The sequence below is a fragment of the Pseudomonas sp. Rh2 genome (assembly GCF_040762985.1).
Taxonomy (GTDB): Bacteria; Pseudomonadota; Gammaproteobacteria; order Pseudomonadales; family Pseudomonadaceae; genus Aquipseudomonas; species Aquipseudomonas taiwanensis.
The window spans coordinates 3,409,538-3,428,130 of the sequence record NZ_CP142890.1; the positions used below are offsets into that span (position 1 = coordinate 3,409,538).

The window sequence follows — 18,593 nt, forward strand, 5'->3', positions numbered from 1 at the left end:
TTTTTTCGATCTTTAACCCACGCATCATGGCGTCATTCCACCGAATCAAGGAGCACGACCATGCTGCAACTGCGACCGTTCGAAAGCCTTGGCCACGCCAATCATGGCTGGCTCGATGCCCACCACCATTTCTCCTTCGCCGAATACTACGACCCGGCGCGCATGCACTGGGGCAACCTGAGGGTCTGGAACGACGACTTGATCGCGGCCGGCAGCGGGTTTCCACCGCACCCGCACCGCGACATGGAAATCATCACCTACGTCCGTGAAGGCGCCATCACCCACCAGGACAGCCTTGGCAACAAGGGCCGTACCGAGGCGGGCGATGTCCAGGTGATGAGCGCCGGGACCGGCATCGTTCATAGCGAGTACAACCTGGAAGACGTCGACACGCGGATCTTCCAAATCTGGATAGTGCCTGAGCGGGTTGGCGATGCGCCGTCCTGGGGAACCCGTCCCTTCCCCAAAGGCGAACGCGGTGAGGGCTTCGTCACCCTGGCCAGTGGCCGTGCCGGCGACGAAGACAGCTTGCAGATTCGCACCGATGCAAGACTCGTGGCAGCCACCCTGCGTGCAGGGGAAAGTGCCGAGTACCGCCTCGATGCAGGGCGCCGCGGTTACCTGGTGCCAGCCAAAGGACTGGTGGAAATCAATGGACTGCGAGCCAAGGCCCGCGACGGGGTGGCGATCGAGCAGGAAGAACTGCTGCAGGTGACCGCGATCGAAGACAGCGAGATCGTGCTGGTCGATGTAGCTTGAGTGAAGGGAACAACCGCCAGCAAGCTGGCTCCTACATCGCAATTTCTGTAGGGGCCGGCTGGCTGGCGATTGGGCTGCACGACAGCCCCTGTTTTAACCGTTTCGATCAGGCAATCGCCGCATCCACCAACACCTGGGCTTCTTGCACCAGACGCTGCAAATGCGCTTCGTCGATGAAGCTCTCGGCGTAGATCTTGTAGATATCCTCGGTACCCGAGGGCCGCGCGGCGAACCAGCCGTTGGCGGTCATCACCTTCAGCCCGCCAATGGCCTGGCCGTTGCCCGGTGCATGGCTGAGGATCTGCACGATTGGCTCGCCGGCAAGTTCCGTCGATGTCACCTGCTCTGGCGCCAATTTGCTCAGCAAGGCTTTCTGCCGTGCATCGGCCTTCGCCTCGACACGCGTGGCATACGGTTTACCCAGTGCTTTGGTCAGGTCGGCATAGGCCTGGCTTGGGTTGCGTCCGGTACGGGCGGTCATTTCCGCCGCCAACAACGCCGGGATCAAACCATCCTTGTCAGTCGCCCAGACCGTGCCGTCCTTGCGCAGGAACGAGGCACCGGCACTTTCCTCACCGCCAAAGCCCAACGAGCCGTCGAACAGGCCCTGGGCAAAGAACTTGAAGCCGACCGGCACTTCGTACAATGCACGCCCCAGATGCTGGGTAACCCGGTCGATCAGGCCACTGGACACCACGGTCTTGCCCACGGCGGCATCGCTGCGCCATTGCGGGCGGTGGCGGTACAGATAGTCGATGGCCACTGCCAGGTAGTTGTTCGGTTGCAGCAGGCCGTCGGGCGTGACGATACCGTGACGGTCGTGGTCCGGGTCGCAGGCAAACGCCACATCGAACCGCTCGCGCAGACCAATCAGTCCCTGCATCGCGTATGGCGAAGAGGGGTCCATGCGAATCTGGCCGTCCCAGTCGACGGTCATGAAGCGGAACGTCGGGTCAACCTCGGTGTTCACTACTTCCAGGTTCAGTTGGTAACGCTCGGCGATCGCCGACCAGTAGCGCACCCCTGCTCCGCCCAGCGGATCGACGCCCAGGCGCAGGTTGGCGCCACGGATGACATCGAAGTCGATGACGTTCTCAAGGTCTGCGACATAGCTGGAGACATAATCGTGACGCTGGGTGGTCGCTGCCTGCAGCGCCTGGGCGTGGTCCACGCGCTTGACGCCGGCAAGGCCCGCCGCCAGCAGTTCGTTGGCCTTGGCCTCGATCCACTTGGTCACATCACTGTCGGCAGGGCCGCCATTGGGCGGGTTGTACTTGAAACCGCCGCTCTGGGGTGGGTTGTGCGAAGGCGTGATGACGATGCCGTCGGCCAGGCCCTGGGTGCGGCCGCGGTTGTAGCAGAGGATGGCATGGGACACCGCGGGCGTCGGGGTGTACTCATCGTCCTTGGACAGCATCACCTGCACGCCGTTGGCGGCCAGTACCTCCAGAGCGCTGGCCGCTGCCGGGGCAGACAAGGCATGGGTATCGGCACCGATGAACAGGGGGCCGTCGATGCCCTGCTCCTGACGGTACAGGCAGATGGCCTGGGTAATGGCCAGGACATGATGCTCGTTGAAGCTCAGTTCAAGCGAACTGCCCCGGTGCCCCGAGGTGCCGAAGGCCACGCGCTGGGCCGCCACGGCGGCGTCGGGACGGCCGGTGTAATAGGCGGTGAGCAGGCGGGGAATATCGACCAGCACGCTGGCCGGAGCCGGCTTGCCTGCCAAAGGACTGAGCGTCATGCAAAAACCTCGAGTTCAACGGATGTTGGTGTTGGAACACGCAGTGTACTGGGAGTTGCAATACTGCGCGATGGGCCCGCCGAGGATTATTCGCCAGCCATGTGCCACCATCCCGGAAACATCTGCTGGACCCGCGCCTGGGCAAAGCGCTCGTCGATCAGCACCAGCACGCCACGGTCCTGATCGCCTCGTATGACCCGACCAGCGGCCTGAATGACCTTGCGCACACCTGGGTACAGATAGGCGTAGTCGAATCCGGCGCCGAACTGGCGACCCAGTCGCAACTTGAACTGTTCGTTGACCGGGTTGACTTGCGGCAGACCGAGGGTCGCGACAAAGGCGCCGACCAGGCGCGTACCCGGCAAGTCGACCCCTTCACCGAAGGCGCCACCAAGGACCGCGAAGCCAACCCCCTGGCCGTCGGCGACAAAGCGGTCGAGAAACGCCTGACGCGCCTGTTCGTCCATGCCCGGCGACTGCAGCCACAATGGGATCGTCGGGTGGCGACGGGCGAGCACGTCGGCGACCTGTTGCAGGTATTCGAAGCTGCTGAAAAACGCCAGATAGTTGCCCGGCATCCGCTGATACTGCTCGGCGATCAGGGTGGCAATAGGCTCCAGCGAGGCGTGCCGTTGGTGGTAACGGGTGGACACTTCGCTGGCGATACGCACTTGCAGCTGTTCACCCCGAAATGGCGCCGCCACCTCAAGCCATGCGGTATCCGAGGGCATGCCCAGGAGGTCGGCATAGAAATGCCTGGGGCTGAGCGTGGCCGAGAACAGCGTCACGCTCCGGGCAGCCTGCATGCGCGGGCCCAGCAGCCGCGCCGGCGTGACATTGCGCAGGCACAGGGTGGCCAGGCGCCGATTGCGCTGACCGCTGCGCAAGCTGATATCGAACAGGAAGTGCTCATCGAACAGCTCGGCCACCCGATTGAACTGCAAGGCCTGGAAGAAGAACTGCAGCACCTGCGGGTCCACTTCACCATTGGACTGGTCCAGGCGTTCCTGGATGACCCCGATGCATCCCTGCAGGGCTCGCAGAAAAGCCTCTGGTAGTTTGTCGCTGGCCTGATACGGCGCCTGTTGGGCCTTGAACACGGCATTCCACTGCCGGTTCAGACGGTCCAGCGCGCTGCCAAGGCCCACTGGTTTACTCTGGCGCAGCGCAAGCAACTGGCCCTGGTCGAGACTGGCGCTGTACATGCCGCGGCCGCGCTCGATCAGGTTGTGGGCTTCGTCCACCAGCACCGCGACCCGCCACTGGTTGGCCTGGGTCAGGCTGAACAGCAACGCATGGGCATCGAAGTAGTAGTTGTAGTCGGCCACCACCACATCCACCCAACGGGCCATTTCCTGGCCCAGGTAGTACGGACACACCTGGTGGGCCAAAGCCACCTCGCGAAGCAGTTGCCGATCGAGCATCGGCAGGCGTGCTGCTGCCTCTCGCGCCGCCGGCAGGCGATCATAAAAGCCCTGGGCCAAGGGACAGGACTCGCCATGGCACGCTTTGTCGGGGTGCTCACAGGCTTTGTCGCGAGCGATCAACTCCAGGGTCCTCAACGCCGGCTGCGCCGAGGCATCGTCGATCTGTCGCAGGGCGTCGAGGGCCAGTGCCCGGCCTGGGGTCTTGGCCGTCAGGAAGAACAGTTTATCGAGCTGTTGCGGTGCCATGGCCTTGAGCAACGGGAACAGCGTACCCAGGGTCTTGCCGATCCCCGTGCTGGCCTGGGCCATCAGGCAACGGCCAGTGCTGACCGCCTTGTACAGGGTCTCGGCCAACTGGCGCTGGCCCTGGCGAAACTGCGGGTATGGAAAGCCCAATACCTGCAAACCCTGGTTGCGCTCGACCAGGCGCTGCTCCTGATATTGGGCCCAGGCGAGAAATCGCTGGCACTGGGTTTCGTAGAAGGTTTGCAATTGGCCAGCCTGGTAGCGCTCGCTGATCAGCGTCTGGCCATCGTTGTCGACGTCCAGATACACCAGCGCGACGTCGATTGACGCCAGCTGCCGGGCCTGACACAGCAGCCAGGCATATACCTTCGCCTGCGCCCAGTGCAGTTGCCGATGGTTGGCCGGCTGGCGCGCCAGATCGCCACGATAGGTCTTGATCTCCTCCAGCCGATTGCAACTGGGGTCGTAGCCATCGGCACGCCCGCGCACCTGCAAACCCCGATACTGGCCTTCAAGGGTGATTTCCGACTCATAGTCGGCCGCGCGCCGGGCCACCACTCGCCGATGCCCCTCGATGCCTTCCAGCGCCGTGGGCGATGGCGTGAAGCGCAGGTCCAGGTCACCGACCTTGGCACTGAACTCACAAAGCGCACGTACTGCTACCGAGTAGGTCACGACGCCTCGCTCCAGCGAACATGACACACCGCCACCGGCAAGTCATGCTCGGCGCAGAATGCCAACCAGCGCAACTGGTTGTCCTGCAGGCGATCTCCCGGCCCTTTGACCTCGACCATCTGGTAACGGCCTTGCTCAGGCCAGAACTGAATCAAGTCGGGCATGCCCGCACGGTTGTTGCGAATGTCCTGCAACAGCCGCGTGAAGCAGTGTTTCAGGTGGGCGGCTGGCAAGCAGTCCAGTGCCTGGTCCAGCAACGCCTCGCTCAACTGCCCCCAGAACACGAACGGCGACTGCAGGCCGTGCTTGGCGATGTAGCATTCACGCATGGCCTGGCGATAGCTACCATCGTCGAGCCTTGCCAGGCAGGCGTCGAACAGGGCGGCACGACGCTGCTGAAAGTCGCTGTCGTGTAGGTCTTGAGGCCCGCTCTGGAACGGGTTGAAAAAAGCCCCCGGCACCGGAGCGAATATCGCATCCCAGCACAAGAGGCCGAACAGGCTGTTGAACAGGGTGTTTTCCACGTAGTGGACCACTGCGCCCTGCCCGGCCAGATGTTGCCGCACCGCTTGCTCGACGCCCAGCGCTGCCAGCTCGCGGGGCAGCTCCAGTTCGAGCAGGGTCAAGGGCGCCGTACGGCTGCGTTTTTGCGCTGGACCACCGAGTTTGCGCACCAGCCTGGGCAACATGCGCTCAAGGGCCTGGACCTCAAGGGCGTTGGCCGGTGCGGCGGCCAACTGCTGGGCCATTTCAAGGGCTTGCGGCCACCGTTCACTGCGCTCCAGCACCCGCACCTGGCGGATCCGTGCCTGCGCATGGTTGCTTTGGGCGTACACCGCCAGGGCCTGGTCCCAATCGCCGAGGCGCTCGCACTGCTGGCCAAGGGCAAACAGCAAACGCGAACGGCGTCGTGCCAGCCAGGGGTTGTCACAACTCAGGCCTTGCAAGGTAGTGAGGATGGCCACCGGTGACTCGCCCTGCTCCAGGCCCTCGGCGCACCGATGCAGCGTCATCGCCAGATCGACCTCGGCCCGTTCACGCAAGGCGCGGGAGTCGTGGCTGAACGGCACCGTTTCGAAGCGCAGCAAGCCCAGGTCGGCGAGCACGAACTCTGACCAGTCCTGGTACAGGTTGCCGAAGAACAGCAGACGAATACGGTCGCACAGCACCTGCAGGCGCCACTGAACGATGCGCATGGGGGCATCGACGTACCATTCGGCCAACGGCCGGGGTTCGAGCGCCAATGGCTGCAGTTGCGCAAACATATCGCTTTTCGATGCTCTAGGCCGGGTCAACTGGCCCGCGAAACATGCCGCCAGCTCGTCCTTGCGCAGCAGGGCGAACAGGTGCTCCAGGCTCAGCGACGCAGGCTCAGCGACCCAACCGAGCGCTTGCAACGGCTGTAGCGCCAGCATGGGGTCACCGATTTCGGCGTAGTCCAGCCGGTCGCTGCGAAACAGCTCGCCCTTGCGCATGACCATGCGCACCATCAATGCCTGTGCTGGCACTTCCAGCTGGGCGAAAGCCTGGATGAACGCCAGCTCGTGCGTATCCAGCAAGTCGGCGTAACGTTGCTCGACCCACAGCAATACCTGACGAAAGTTATGCAGGTAGTAGAGCGGGTCGTCGACGGAATGGGCAATCACGAGTAGGGTCGGGCCACGGTCACAAAACACTGTTTATACATACAGATCATAGCGACTGGCAAGCGTGACGGATCAGCGGTCAGACCCGATCGGCCTCAGGCCAGCCAGCACAGGACTCCAGAACACGGGCCAAGCGCTGCAGTGCTTCTGCCAGCGCGTGTGGTTGATCAGCCAGCCAGGTCAGCGCGATGTGCTGGCGATACTGCCCCGAGGCGCTGTAGCGCTGCCCGGGCATGACCTGCAATACAGGCCCGGACAAGGCACCGGGCGGCTGCGACCGATGCAGGCGGACCCACAAGGTTCGCCCGCCTTCGGGCATCTTGAACGCCACCAACGCACCCAAGTGCCGCTCGACCAGTTCGCAGAGCAGTTCCATGCGCTGGCGCCATTGCCCTTGCAACAGCGCCAGATTGGCATCGACCTCGCCCTTGGCCAACAGTTGGGCGAGCGCCAACTGGCGCAGTGGCGCCAACAGGAAGCCCCGTTGCGCAATGGCCGGGCAGAGCAACGGGTTGCGGCATAGCACATAGGCATAGGGCGCCTCGGCCCCGACACTGGCCTCCAATGATCCGAGCACCATCAACCAGCACGGGTCGACCCAGTCGCGCAGGCGCGCAGCCGGCGGTGCATCGAAGCAGTGTTCGCTATCGAGATCGTTCTCCAGCAACCACACGGGATGCTGATCGAGCAACTGGGCGATGCGCCGTTGATCGTGCTGTGGCATCAGACGCCCCAGCGGCATCCCCAGGCAGGACGGCATCACCAACATGCGCACCGACTCGCGACCGAGCAAACACGACAAACGCTCCACATCCAAGCTGCCACAGTCGCGCAGAGGCACCTCCAGCACCTGCATGTCGCAACGTTGCAAAACCTGCAGCAGACGCCAGCAGCACGGTGAAGCGACCACTACCGTGGCACCTCGCAGCGACAATGCCTCCAGTACGGTCTCCAACAGCCCCTGCACATCGGAACCCAGGTGAACATCCTCACCGCACCAGTATTGCTGGGAGGACCGGGTGTAACGCTCGGCCAAGGCGTTACGCAGCCGTATGTCGCCGGTGTTCTCCCAGGTGGACGCCGCCCGCTCCCGTTGCCGGGCCAAGCGCCGCTCGTGAGCCAGCAGCACCCGCTCCAATGCCGGGTGTGCAGGCACGGTAGGCCGGCCAAGTGTCATTCCTTGTGACACCTGAACGCCCCGCTGCGGATCGGACTGTACGAAGTACCCCGACTTGGGCACGGACACCACACGCCCTTCATGTTCCAACAAGCTGTAGGCGCTTTGCACGGTAGCCAGCGACACACGTAGCCGCCTGGAGAGATCGCGTAACGAAGGCAAGCGCCGCTCTCCGCTTTGCTGGGCATCGGCGATCAGGGCTTGGAGATAGTGATACACCGTCTGGTAGGCGAACTCGCCCCGTGGCGATCGCACCATCAGGGGGATGCCTTGCACGGCGCTGGAGTCGAATGGGGCTGGCGGCGCAGCAACCGCAATTGCACGTCGCGCCGAGCCAGGGACGTCAGTATTTGCCTGGCTGAGGGCGGTATGCGCCCCTCGTAGATCGCCCTCATCTGCGCCAAGGTCAAGCCGCTGGTATTGACCAACCAGTCTTTGACCGGTTCAGGGCACGGCTTGCCCTGCAAGGCACGATGAAGGTACGGCAAGGCGACCAGCATGTCAGGCTGCCGGCATTGGAGGTAACGCTCCAGATCACGTCCGCGGTGGGCGAATGGGCTGAACAGCGCACAGGTAAGCTGCGCCTGGCTTATGCCATAGGTCTTCGCGAATCGGGCCTGCACCGCCTCATAAGGCCGTAACAGGGAAGACGCATTGGCCAGGCGCAATGACAATCTGGGGGTATCGGGATCGATGCACTGCGCACGCATCTCATGCAAATGCGTGATGGCCAGCGGATCGAGAAACGCTCCGAGCGGCTTGCCATCGAGGTTGGATTCAAAGCGGCACCCGAGCAGTTCATCCAGTGGGTCCGAACCAGGTTGTGACACGCACAGATCATCCACGGCGATGACCCTCAGCATTGCGGGCTCCGACGCCGGTAGCTCTGGATCGCGCGCCGGGTCCAAGGCTGTCCCGGCGACAGCATGCAAGGCACCCAGGCCATCAAGCACCTCAGCCAGGCACTGGGGCATGCCGCGCAGCCCTTGCTCACCTGCTTGGCGCAAGGTCCGCCGGGCCCAGGACAGGTAACGTCGCCGCTGACGCGCAGGCATGGCGGTAAGCACCACGTCCCCGCCTTTCTGCCCGGCCAGGGCCTGGCGCAAGGCATCGGCCAACTCCAGGTGCATACGACTGCCGAGCAGGGCTTCCGGGCGTGCATCGATCATGTGACCGAACAGCAAAAGGGCATTGCGGGCCAGTGTCCAACGCTCGGCCTTGGGCGTTGGGCGACGGCTGAATGGAACCACTTCACCGCCTTCGATCATCTGCAACTGCACCCGGACGTCATCGTGCATGAACAGAGTGTTGAACAAGCGCTCGTGGCTTTCCAGCTTGTGGTTGCCAAGCGCCGGCAGGCATACAACCAGCACCCGCAACCGGAACGTTTCCGGCGCGCGCAGGGCGATGGTCAACTGGGCGGCACGCAACAGGGTCAGCAGGCGGGCACTACCGCGGTCATTGCCCTGCACCACCAACAAACGCAGAGCCCCCATGTATTCCACGCCCCCAGCGGCCACCAGAAGACGCTGAACCAGTAATTGCAAAGATGCACGCTGCGCCTGCGACATGTTGCCCAACACACGCTCGAGCACCTGTTTGTAGATATAGTGCATCGCTTGGTCGTGAATAGCACTCATGCTGTCACCTCATCAACTTTATCCGTTCGCCCCGCATGCTGAGAAAATGCATCGACGATTAGAAATTGAAGAAATTTCCTACAACTTATGGAAACAAAGAAGTGACAGATCACTGTCGCCAAGCCATTGAAAAAAAGCCATATCCCTGATGAAGGAGCGCTACCGTGCACTGCTCACCGCCTGGCCAACCCTCGCTCATTCCACGCTCCTTGCGCCAAACTATCACTGCGCCATTATCGAGCGTTGTAAAGTGAATAAAAGATACAGAGAGGGGTAAAAAAACCATTCAGCCCGTGCGTGTACACACAATGCCCATGGCTGCCGGCCAGTTCAACGGCCAACACTTTCCAGAATATTTCCCAGACAATCGGCGCACCTAGAAAGTATGTAGGAAACTTCCTTCGACAACGCCATTAAATGCCCCAAAAAAAACCCGGAACGTTGTCCGGGCTTTTCGTATCGCCATTTTTCAAGGCTGCAGCATGTCCAGCGCCACACGGCCGCCGCAAGGGCATTCATCCATCAGGCGATGGGCTTCGACCACTTCACTGAAGGGGTACACCTTGATGTTCAGCGGCTTTACCAACTGGTCCGCGGTGAACTGGTTGATGTCACGCAGCGCACGCTGCAGAGCCACCTGGTCCTGACTGATGCCCAGCTCAGGCTTGCCGGTGAAGTTGCCGATGCAGTGCACGTAGAACTGGATGTTCTTGCGGAACGCCGCGCAAGCCGGGAACGGCGTCTGGTTCCCCCCCTGCAGGCCGTACAGCACCAGGCTGCCACGTGGCGCCAGGACATCGCCCAGCAGCGACATCTGCGGCCCCCCCATGCCATCGAGCACCATGTCGACCCCGCGCCCATCGGTGTACTTGCCCACCTGCATGACCAAGTCCTGCTCCTCGGTGACGATCACCTTGTCGGCACCCAGGTCCAACAGGTATTCACGTTGATCAGGATCCTTGGTGGCGGCGAACACCTTCAGCCCCAGTGCCTTGCCCAATTGCACGAATGCAGGTCCGGCACAATGGCTGGCATCGGTGATCAAGGCGGTTTGCCCGGCCTTGGCCCGGGCCAGGTCGACATAGGCGAAGTAGGCGATCAACAACGGCGTGTAATGCACGCTGGCCTGGATAGGCGTAAGGATGTCCGGGTAACGGGTGATGGCCGTGCGCGGCAGGACAATCACATCGCCGTATACCGGATGCTCGTTGGCGCTGGTGGCAGGGAAGCTGGCAACACGATCGCCGACGGCGATGTCATCGACGCCCTCACCGACTGCAGTCACAACACCCGCCATCTCGTGGCCGATCCCGGCCGGCAAGCGCGCCTGGGACGGCGCAAGGTTCTGCCGCCAAAGCACGTCGTACCAGCTAACGCCGATTGCCTCGACGCGGATCTGCACCTCACCCACAGCAGGGGACGGCTCGGCCTGCTCTTCGCATCGGAGCACATCGGCCGCACCGAACTTGTGGAAACGGATCATGCGGGACATCGCATACCTCGCCTGTTTGAACCTCTATTACCACGGACTTTATCCGGGCTTTTGCCTTTAGACCATCAGTGGCTATTAATAGTCGACATGCCTGTCATTGATTGGGCACCCCACATTCCTGTGCATTGGCCCCCGGAAATCGGTGCAGGTTAACAGCCTTTGGCCTTAAGATTCACCCCTGCCCCACTTTAGGTGAAGCGCACCGATGAATCGAAACGACCTGCGTCGCGTAGACCTCAACCTGCTGATCGTGTTCGAAACGCTGATGCACGAGCGCAGCGTGACCCGTGCCGCCGAGAAACTGTTTCTCGGCCAGCCGGCGATCAGCGCCGCCCTTTCGCGCCTGCGCAACCTGTTCGACGACCCGCTGTTCGTCCGCACTGGCCGCAGCATGGAGCCTTCCGCACGCGCCCACGAAATCTTCGCGCTGCTGTCGCCGGCGCTGGACTCGATTTCCACCGCAGTCAGCCGCGCTGCCGAATTCGACCCGGCCACCAGCAATTCGGTTTTCCGCATCGGCCTGTCCGACGATGCCGAGTTCGCCTTGCTACCGCAATTGCTCAAGCGTATCCGCGCCGAAGCGCCGGGCATCGTCCTGGTAGTACGCCGGGTCAATTACCTGTTGATGCCGACGCTGCTGGCTTCGGGAGAGATCTCGGTAGGTGTGAGCTATACCAACGAGCTCCCCGCCAATGCCAAGCGCAAGGTCCTTCGCCGCAGCAAGCCCAAGCTGCTGCGAGCCGACAGCGTGCCTGGCAGCATCACCCTGGACGATTTCTGCGCACGCCCCCACGCGCTGGTTTCCTTCGCGGGGGATCTGTCGGGCTTCATCGACGAAGCGCTGGAGGAAGTGGGCCGCAAACGCCATGTGGTCCTGGCCGTTCCGCAGTTCAACGGGCTGGGAAGCTTGTTGGCGGGGACCGATATCGTCGCCACCGTGCCGGACTACACCGCCGATGCACTGACCGCAGCCGGCGGGCTCCGGGCCGAAGACCTGCCGTTGGACGTGCGCAGCTTTGAATTGCACATGGCCTGGCGTGGGGCGCAGGACAACGATCCGGCCGAGCGCTGGCTGCGGTCGCGGATTCAGATGTTCTTCGGGGACCCTGACAGTCTTTGAAGCCTTGGGGCAGACGGGCTGTTGATAAGGATGAATGGACTGAGGGAGATTTGTGCTCCGAGCACGCCCTCCTAGGTCATGGCTCAGTCACCGTGAGCATGTCGACCAATGCGCTGTACAAATGCAAGCAGATGTAAAAAAGGTGATGGCATAACGCCTCAGCAACCGGCAAAATCCACATGTCCCCAACGGATTTAAGGACCGGTTCCGATGACATGGCCAGTCATGCTGCAACTTGACAGCGCAGCCTACCCGCTCAGCGTAGTGCAACGCGCCGCTTACTCTCTGGCCGACACCGTGGCGATCCAGATCGGTATTGAAGCGGATCAGATAAGCCTCACGGTCCTTCCCGCTGCTGCAAGGCTGACGCTTGCTTCTGAGCAGGCTCACTCGCTGATCCTCCAGCATTTGAACGACTTCGCCCTACGCGACCATATCAATCGCGAAACAGCAGGGTTGCGCGAAGTCCTTGTCCGAGCCGCACTCTCTGGCTGTGGAATTGCCCAGTGACTCTCATTGCCACTGACGCTAAGCAGTACCGCTTGCTGCCTTTTCGATTCATGCGGATGAACAATGGAAACGACCGTGACATCTTGCTCACCGCCGATACCGGGGAGTATTTGCACGTGAACGATGTGCGACTACAAGCACTCAGTCACTTCGACGTTCAAGCAGGCACGCCTCTTTACAAGGATCTGCTGGCCCGCCACTTCATCTACGAACCGGGCCGCTACGACCCGCTTCCGGTAATGGCCGCTCAGTATCGCAGCCGCAAGGACTTCCTCTTCCAGGGCCCTGCACTGCACTTGTTCGTGGTTACACTGCGCTGTAACCACACCTGTCAGTACTGCCAAGTGTCGCGGGCCCCTCTGGGTGGATCCGGCCACGACCTGTCGGAAGCGGATGCACAGGCGGCGATCGATCGCCTGTTCGAATCGAACGCTCCCGCCCTGACTGTGGAGTTTCAGGGTGGCGAGCCGCTTCTGGCCTTCGAGCGAGTCCGCCAGATTGTCGAATGGATCGTTGAACGGAACGTGGTCGAACAACGGGATATCCAGTTCGTCATCACCACCACGCTGCACCACCTGACGGAAGAAATACTCGACTTCGCAGAACAACATCGCATCCAGTTTTCGACCTCGCTCGATGGGCCAGCGCCCCTGCACAATGCCAACCGCCCTACCCCGTCACGAGACTCCTACGAACGCACTGTAAAAGGCATCCAGTGGGTCCGTGAGCGCCTAGGCCATGATGCGGTTTCCGCACTGACCACGCTGACTTCAAGAAGCCTCGAACAACCTGAAGCGATCATCGATGAGTATGTAAACCAGAGCTTCTCCAGCATCTCGCTTCGGCCTCTGAGCCCTTATGGGTTTGCCACCAAGAGTGCCCATCGACTTGATTATCCTATTGAGCAGTACGTGGCCTTTTACAAGAAAGCACTGGCCTATTTGCTGCACATCAATCAACAGGGCGTATACCTCTCTGAGAGTTATACGAGTCTGTTGCTGAAGAATATCTTGACCCCTTTCTCCTCCGGCTATGTAGACCTGCGCTCCCCTGCTGGCGCTGGTACTGCCGCGCTGGTTTACAACTATGACGGTTACGTCTATCCCTCGGACGAAGCCCGAATGTTGCTGGAAATGGGTGAGGACGGCTTGAGGCTTGGCACCGTACAACAACCCTTGTCTGAATTGCTCGCATCGCCCGTTATGAATGCGTTGCTCGCCAGTGGTGTTGCAGAGGCGCTGCCTGGCTGCTCCGATTGCGCACTTGTCCCGTACTGTGGTGCTGACCCCATCGAACACTATGCCCGCCAAGCTGATCCGATCGGACACAGAGTGTTCAGCAACTTCTGCAAGAAGAACATGGGGCTGCTGAAGCATCTTTTCGGCCTGCTTTGCGATGGCAACGACAACGTGCAGAGGGTTCTGCTGTCTTGGTTGAACAGGCGCTCTTACAACGATGTCCGGTTCCCGGGTTACAGGGGCTGAAGGCGATGCTGCGCAAAGATACCCACTTCGAAATCCATCACCTGAATGAGCCGAAACTGCTCAAAGTCATCACTCTTGATGAGTTCATCGAACAAGGCCTGGCTGTTTGTGCCGGAAACGCTGAGTTCGGTGATCTGCTGCTTTGGTTGCCAAACGAAGAACGGCTACGGAGCCCGCATCTGCTCTCGTTACCATTGGGTGGATTCCTGATACCGGAGCCATTGATCGGCGACTTCAACAGCGCGCGGCCACATCTGCACACCCCCAGAGATGCGGATGTCGTGCAGCCCGGCGATGTCATTGCCATCACACCAGGCAACACGTTGGTGCGAGTGCTCTATCGACGAGGCTCAGACAGCAACCTGCTGTTCATGACCGATCGTTGCAACAGTGTCTGTCTGATGTGCTCGCAGCCGCCCAAAGATATCGATGACCGTTGGCACATCGAAGAGAACCTACGGCTGATCGACCTGATGGACCCGGGCGAGGAAAGTCTGGGAGTCAGCGGCGGAGAACCAACGCTTTATCGCGACGGCCTGCTCGAAATCCTGGCCAAGTGCAAAGCCATTTTGCCGCAGAAATCCATTCATGTGCTCAGCAACGGGCGTCTGTTCCACGACACGAGCTGGATCGCAGCGCTCTCTGCAATCGGCCACCCTCAGCTGAGCTGGGGTATCCCGCTGTATGCCGACAATGCCGAGGATCATGACCATGTAGTACAGGCTCCAGGCGCGTTCAGCGAAACCCTGCAAGGTCTTTACAATCTGGCGCGCGCCAAGCAGATCATCGAGGTACGCGTGGTGCTCAATCGCCTGACTACGCCACGCTTGCCAGAGCTCGCCCACTACGTGTTCAGGAACTTGCCCTTCGTGCGGCATGTTGCGCTGATGGGTATCGAAAGCACCGGCCTGGCCAGGAAGAACTACGAAGAGCTGTGGATTGACCCGGTGGACTATCAAGAATCGTTAAGCCAGGCTGTGTATTTCCTGTTCAACCGCGGAGTGCCGGTTTCGATCTACAACTTGCCTCTGTGCCTAATCCCGGCACACCTTTCGCGCTTCGCTCGCCAGAGCATCTCGGACTGGAAGAATCTGTTCATCGATACCTGCCAGCAATGCGCTGCAGTGAAACATTGTTCTGGCTTCTTCAAATCGCATACCGACCGCTGGCAGAGCCGCGGCGTACAGCGACTATCGACAGAGGCGTTTAGCGCCTATGCAAGGAGTGCACAGTGAAATTGTTCGACCGCTGGAAAGTCCTGATTAGTGGGATCAGCTTGCTGCCAATGGCTGGTACCACCCTGGCCCAGGCGGGGCATCCGCCGCTCGCCGATGTGAACTGGCAACCCAACGATATGTTACAGCCCCCGGTATTTGCCGATACGCTCAATGCGCCAGACACTGTCAACATCTATGCGGCACATCGCTCGCACAGTTCGCACCGTTCCCACAGTTCGCACAGCTCTCATCACAGCGGCTCGGGTGGCTATAGCGCACCTCGCTATTACAGCCCACCCGCTACCAGCACCCGAAGCTATAGCGCGCCGAGTGCTTCGAGCGGCACGTCCAGCAGCAACAGCCTTTATCAGTCGTCTGGCACTACGAGCGGGACTAGCTCGAGCAATTCAAAGAGCCGTGCGACCAATGAGCAGAAAAGCAACCTGATAACCCGTGTGCAGACCGCGCTGATGGTGCGCCAGTATTACCAAGGCACCATCGATGGGGTGATGGGCAAGGCGACACGTGGTGCGTTGATGGCCTTTCAGATGGACAGTGGGCTGACCGTAAATGGCCGGATGGATACGCCATCGCTGAATGCGTTGGGTATCAAGATTCCATAAGCCGCTTCAGGGTTAAAGCGTCCATTCAGCAACGAAGGAGTTATCCAATGCAGCACATCATTCAAGTCGACCACACACTCTGGGCATTGATCAGCCGCCTGAAAGGCAAGGAACTGCAAACACCGTCGCGTAGCGCCCGTTTCCGTATTACGACCGTTGATGCAAATCGCGTTGTGATTGAGACCGGATCAGAAAACTCGCAGTTGGCGCTGACTCGAGCAGCTTTTCAGCAAACGCTGGCCTACCTCGCCAGTAACAATCATTTCGGCCAAGCACAAGCTGTGGAAATCAGCTCTAACCATACCTACGAAAAAGCCGGCCCACTTTGCCGGGCGGCCCGTTACAGAGCAGAGGGTAAACCGGGCCGTACCAACATCACCTACATTCTGCCGATTCTGGAGCAGTGCCAGGCAGTCGGCATCCGGTCCACCACCCCCAACAGCACTTGGCTGCTGCCCTGAACAGCTCCTGATATCTTTACAAGGACGCCAACATGTACGCCAAAATGGACACCTTCCGCCCCAGCAGTGCCGCGTCGTTTGATCAACCCTGCAAGGTTACGATCGACATCGAGTTTATCACCGTATCCTATGACGACGCGGGGCAGACCTGGCAATACCGAGGCCAAGCAAAAGGCCCGGGGCATTACGAACTGCAAGCAGAAGGCTTCGACGGCAGAGCAACGCTGCACTGCTTCGAAGGCTCGAATGTGCTGGAAGGCACTTGGGTCGAAGACGGCGTACGCGGCATGTGGCGAATTGTCTGCCAGCCGATTGATTCGTCATTCGTGCCCACATAAATAAACTGAACTCGTGGGGGTTTGATGGGCCGCCTAGGGGTCATCCACCTCAACTGGCAGAACAGGACGTACATCAAGGCGGCCAAGTATTGCTATCCGCATGGATTTTTTTGGCGTTCGTCTACAGCCTGCCGAAAATTACGATGTCATCGTGTCGACTATTCCGCCTTTCAAGGTTGCAATGACAACCATGGCAGACACGTCAAGCAATCCCCCGCGCTGATTCGGCTGCTCAGCAGCGCTGCTTCAGAGATTAAGCCTTACTCGATGCCGCGTTAGCTCTGGTTGCTGAGCCAGCAGGACGGCAGCTTAAGACATCAGTGGATGAGTAAAGGTGCATCAGTGGCTCTCCACCGATCCATTTCTTACAGGGGCATAGAAGAGCTTAAGCGGCGGGATCTGCATCTTCCAGCCCCTGAACCTCCAAAACCAAAAAAGCCGTCGATACAGATAAATGGCTTTAAAAAGACAATGGAGGAAAGACTTTGATCTGGTATGGACTACCAATAGGACCCTATTTGTTCCTGATCAGGAGAGACCAAGATTGACCATGTAAGGATTATTCCTTACAATTCATTCTGTACATCCGGGAGAACGCTCATGCCTGCCATCCATGAAATCGCCACATTGACCTCGAAGGGGCAGATCACACTGCCCAAATCCGTTCGCCAGCTTCTGGGCATTGACACTGGTGGCAAGATTGCATTTGACGTGCGCGGGGGTGAAATCGTGGTCAGCCGTGTAGAAACCACGCATGAAGACCCTGCCATCGGTGCGTTCCTGGGTTTGCTGGAGGCTGACATCCGAGGCGGCCGCAACCTCACCACTCTGCCGGTAGACTTGGCGCAAACCATGCTCGCCAACGCAAACCACTCGGTAAACCTGGACGAAGATATCGATGGTGAGGTCGCGATCTGATGCTGCGACATGGCTGGACACTGTTGTTCCATGAAGGTGTGATTTTACAGCTACGCAAATTGCAAGAAGCCGCCGCCCGGGCCGAGCAGAACGACCCGCAAGGTTTTGAAAGTAACGCCAACGTGAAGCTGTTTCGGGCATTGAGCCATCTGATCATGGAGGCTGTGCCTGCCGACCCGGGCCGTGATGAGTTCCGCCAAGGTAACACGCTGGGCACTGCCTACCGACATTGGCGCCGTGCAAAAATCGGCAGGCGCTTTCGGCTGTTCTTTCGCTACGACTCAAGATCCAAGGTCATCGTCTATGCATGGGTCAACGACGAAAACACCCTACGCTCCGCAGGCAGCAAATCCGATCCCTACGCCATATTCGAGAAGATGCTGGGCCGCGGCAACCCTCCTGATGACTGGGATGCACTGACTGCTGCGACGCGTAGCGACTGGGACGAGCCCAAAGCATAAATTGCGCGAGAGGGTGAGGGATTGCACCTTTGAAACCGATCCCTCCTTGTTGCTTCCACTGCAATCCACTCGTAGCTGCTGTTGAAAGGGGTACATCTGCGGGTACAAATCCAATTTCCCATTCATAACCATTTGCTTTATATGAATTCTTTGGCGACCCTGACAGTCTTTAGGGCTTCGCGCACGCTTGTTAGCTGATCATTTCTGCCTTTTCCTAGATCATGTCCCTGGTAGTGGTGTAACTCACCCTGTGGCGCTACTAAGCGTCCTCCCTGCCTGTGCTTGATCAGCAGAAAACCAAGATTGACCACGCAAGGATTATTCCTTACCAGTCAATTAACAGATCCGGGAGAACGCTCATGCCTGCCATCCACGAAATCGCCACGTTGACCTCGAAGGGGCAGCTCACACTGCCCAAATCCGTTCGCCAGCTGTTGGGCATAGACACTGGAGGCAAGATCGCATTCGACGTACGCGGGGGTGAAATCGTGGTCGGCGCGGCAATCCTCCTGATGACTGGGATGCGCTGACTGCTGCGACGCGTAGCGACGGGGTCGAGTTCAAAGCATAAGTTGCGCAAATGGGTGAGGGTTTGCAGGTTCTGCGCCCGCCCCGCCCCCGGTGCGTCCACTGTAATCCACTCGTAGCTGCTGTC

16 protein-coding genes and 1 pseudogene are annotated in these 18,593 nt (G+C 60.1%); 11 read left to right on the forward strand and 6 right to left on the reverse strand.

Features of this window, described 5'->3' with window-relative positions:
* The first annotated feature begins 60 nt into the window (after positions 1–60).
* Entirely contained in the window at positions 61–759 is a 699-nt protein-coding gene (locus VXM67_RS15310) for a pirin family protein (protein ID WP_023380872.1), read from the forward strand.
* A 106-nt stretch (positions 760–865) separates the two neighbouring features.
* Here VXM67_RS15310 and pgm read toward each other — a convergent pair whose 3' ends face one another.
* The 6 genes from pgm to VXM67_RS15340 all read right to left on the reverse strand — a co-directional run bounded on the left by pgm (position 866) and on the right by VXM67_RS15340 (position 10,806).
* Positions 866–2,503, reverse strand: coding sequence for a phosphoglucomutase (alpha-D-glucose-1,6-bisphosphate-dependent) (gene pgm, locus VXM67_RS15315; protein ID WP_023380873.1), 1,638 nt, complete (start codon positions 2,501–2,503; stop codon positions 866–868).
* An 86-nt stretch (positions 2,504–2,589) separates the two neighbouring features.
* Entirely contained in the window at positions 2,590–4,851 is a 2,262-nt protein-coding gene (locus VXM67_RS15320) for an ATP-dependent DNA helicase (RefSeq protein ID WP_027906698.1), read from the reverse strand.
* Entirely contained in the window at positions 4,848–6,497 is a 1,650-nt protein-coding gene (locus VXM67_RS15325) for a VRR-NUC domain-containing protein (RefSeq protein WP_367237132.1), read from the reverse strand. The genes VXM67_RS15320 and VXM67_RS15325 overlap by 4 nt, the downstream gene beginning before the upstream one ends.
* Positions 6,498–6,576: 79 nt before the next feature.
* Positions 6,577–7,932, reverse strand: coding sequence for an aminotransferase class I/II-fold pyridoxal phosphate-dependent enzyme (locus VXM67_RS15330; protein WP_367237133.1), 1,356 nt, complete (start codon positions 7,930–7,932; stop codon positions 6,577–6,579).
* Complete coding sequence (locus VXM67_RS15335; RefSeq protein WP_104881674.1) at positions 7,932–9,314, reverse strand: hypothetical protein; 1,383 nt, start codon at positions 9,312–9,314, stop codon at positions 7,932–7,934. The genes VXM67_RS15330 and VXM67_RS15335 overlap by 1 nt, the downstream gene beginning before the upstream one ends.
* Positions 9,315–9,783: 469 nt before the next feature.
* Positions 9,784–10,806: a zinc-dependent alcohol dehydrogenase family protein gene (locus tag VXM67_RS15340; RefSeq protein WP_027906701.1), complete on the reverse strand. Its 1,023-nt coding sequence runs from the start codon at positions 10,804–10,806 to the stop codon at positions 9,784–9,786.
* A gap of 205 nt (positions 10,807–11,011) precedes the next feature.
* On the opposite strand from VXM67_RS15340, the gene VXM67_RS15345 reads away from it, so the two are divergent.
* From VXM67_RS15345 to VXM67_RS15390, 10 genes and pseudogenes are all read left to right on the forward strand, one after another.
* Positions 11,012–11,926 carry a LysR family transcriptional regulator gene (locus VXM67_RS15345; RefSeq protein ID WP_023380879.1) on the forward strand — a complete coding sequence of 305 codons (915 nt, stop codon included), beginning with the start codon at positions 11,012–11,014 and terminating at the stop codon, positions 11,924–11,926.
* 210 nt (positions 11,927–12,136) lie between these two features.
* Positions 12,137–12,436, forward strand: coding sequence for a His-Xaa-Ser system protein HxsD (gene hxsD / locus VXM67_RS15350; protein ID WP_023380880.1), 300 nt, complete (start codon positions 12,137–12,139; stop codon positions 12,434–12,436).
* Positions 12,433–13,920, forward strand: coding sequence for a His-Xaa-Ser system radical SAM maturase HxsB (hxsB, locus tag VXM67_RS15355; RefSeq protein WP_367237134.1), 1,488 nt, complete (start codon positions 12,433–12,435; stop codon positions 13,918–13,920). Before hxsD ends, hxsB begins: the two co-directional genes overlap by 4 nt.
* Positions 13,921–13,925: 5 nt before the next feature.
* The gene (gene hxsC, locus VXM67_RS15360) at positions 13,926–15,155 is read left to right on the forward strand and encodes a His-Xaa-Ser system radical SAM maturase HxsC (RefSeq protein WP_367237135.1); all 1,230 of its coding nucleotides are present in this window, start codon (positions 13,926–13,928) and stop codon (positions 15,153–15,155) included.
* Complete coding sequence (hxsA, locus tag VXM67_RS15365; RefSeq protein WP_023380883.1) at positions 15,152–15,760, forward strand: His-Xaa-Ser repeat protein HxsA; 609 nt, start codon at positions 15,152–15,154, stop codon at positions 15,758–15,760. Before hxsC ends, hxsA begins: the two co-directional genes overlap by 4 nt.
* A gap of 47 nt (positions 15,761–15,807) precedes the next feature.
* Positions 15,808–16,221: a hypothetical protein gene (locus VXM67_RS15370; RefSeq protein ID WP_023380884.1), complete on the forward strand. Its 414-nt coding sequence runs from the start codon at positions 15,808–15,810 to the stop codon at positions 16,219–16,221.
* A 32-nt stretch (positions 16,222–16,253) separates the two neighbouring features.
* Positions 16,254–16,559: a hypothetical protein gene (locus VXM67_RS15375; RefSeq protein WP_023380885.1), complete on the forward strand. Its 306-nt coding sequence runs from the start codon at positions 16,254–16,256 to the stop codon at positions 16,557–16,559.
* Between the two features lie 600 nt (positions 16,560–17,159).
* Complete coding sequence (locus VXM67_RS15380) at positions 17,160–17,477, forward strand: type II toxin-antitoxin system PrlF family antitoxin (protein WP_023380886.1); 318 nt, start codon at positions 17,160–17,162, stop codon at positions 17,475–17,477.
* Positions 17,477–17,938, forward strand: coding sequence for a type II toxin-antitoxin system YhaV family toxin (locus VXM67_RS15385; RefSeq protein WP_023380887.1), 462 nt, complete (start codon positions 17,477–17,479; stop codon positions 17,936–17,938). The genes VXM67_RS15380 and VXM67_RS15385 overlap by 1 nt, the downstream gene beginning before the upstream one ends.
* Before the next feature lie 359 nt (positions 17,939–18,297).
* A pseudogene (locus VXM67_RS15390) lies at positions 18,298–18,432 on the forward strand (AbrB/MazE/SpoVT family DNA-binding domain-containing protein); the annotation flags it as partial.
* Between the last annotated feature and the right edge of the window lie 161 nt (positions 18,433–18,593).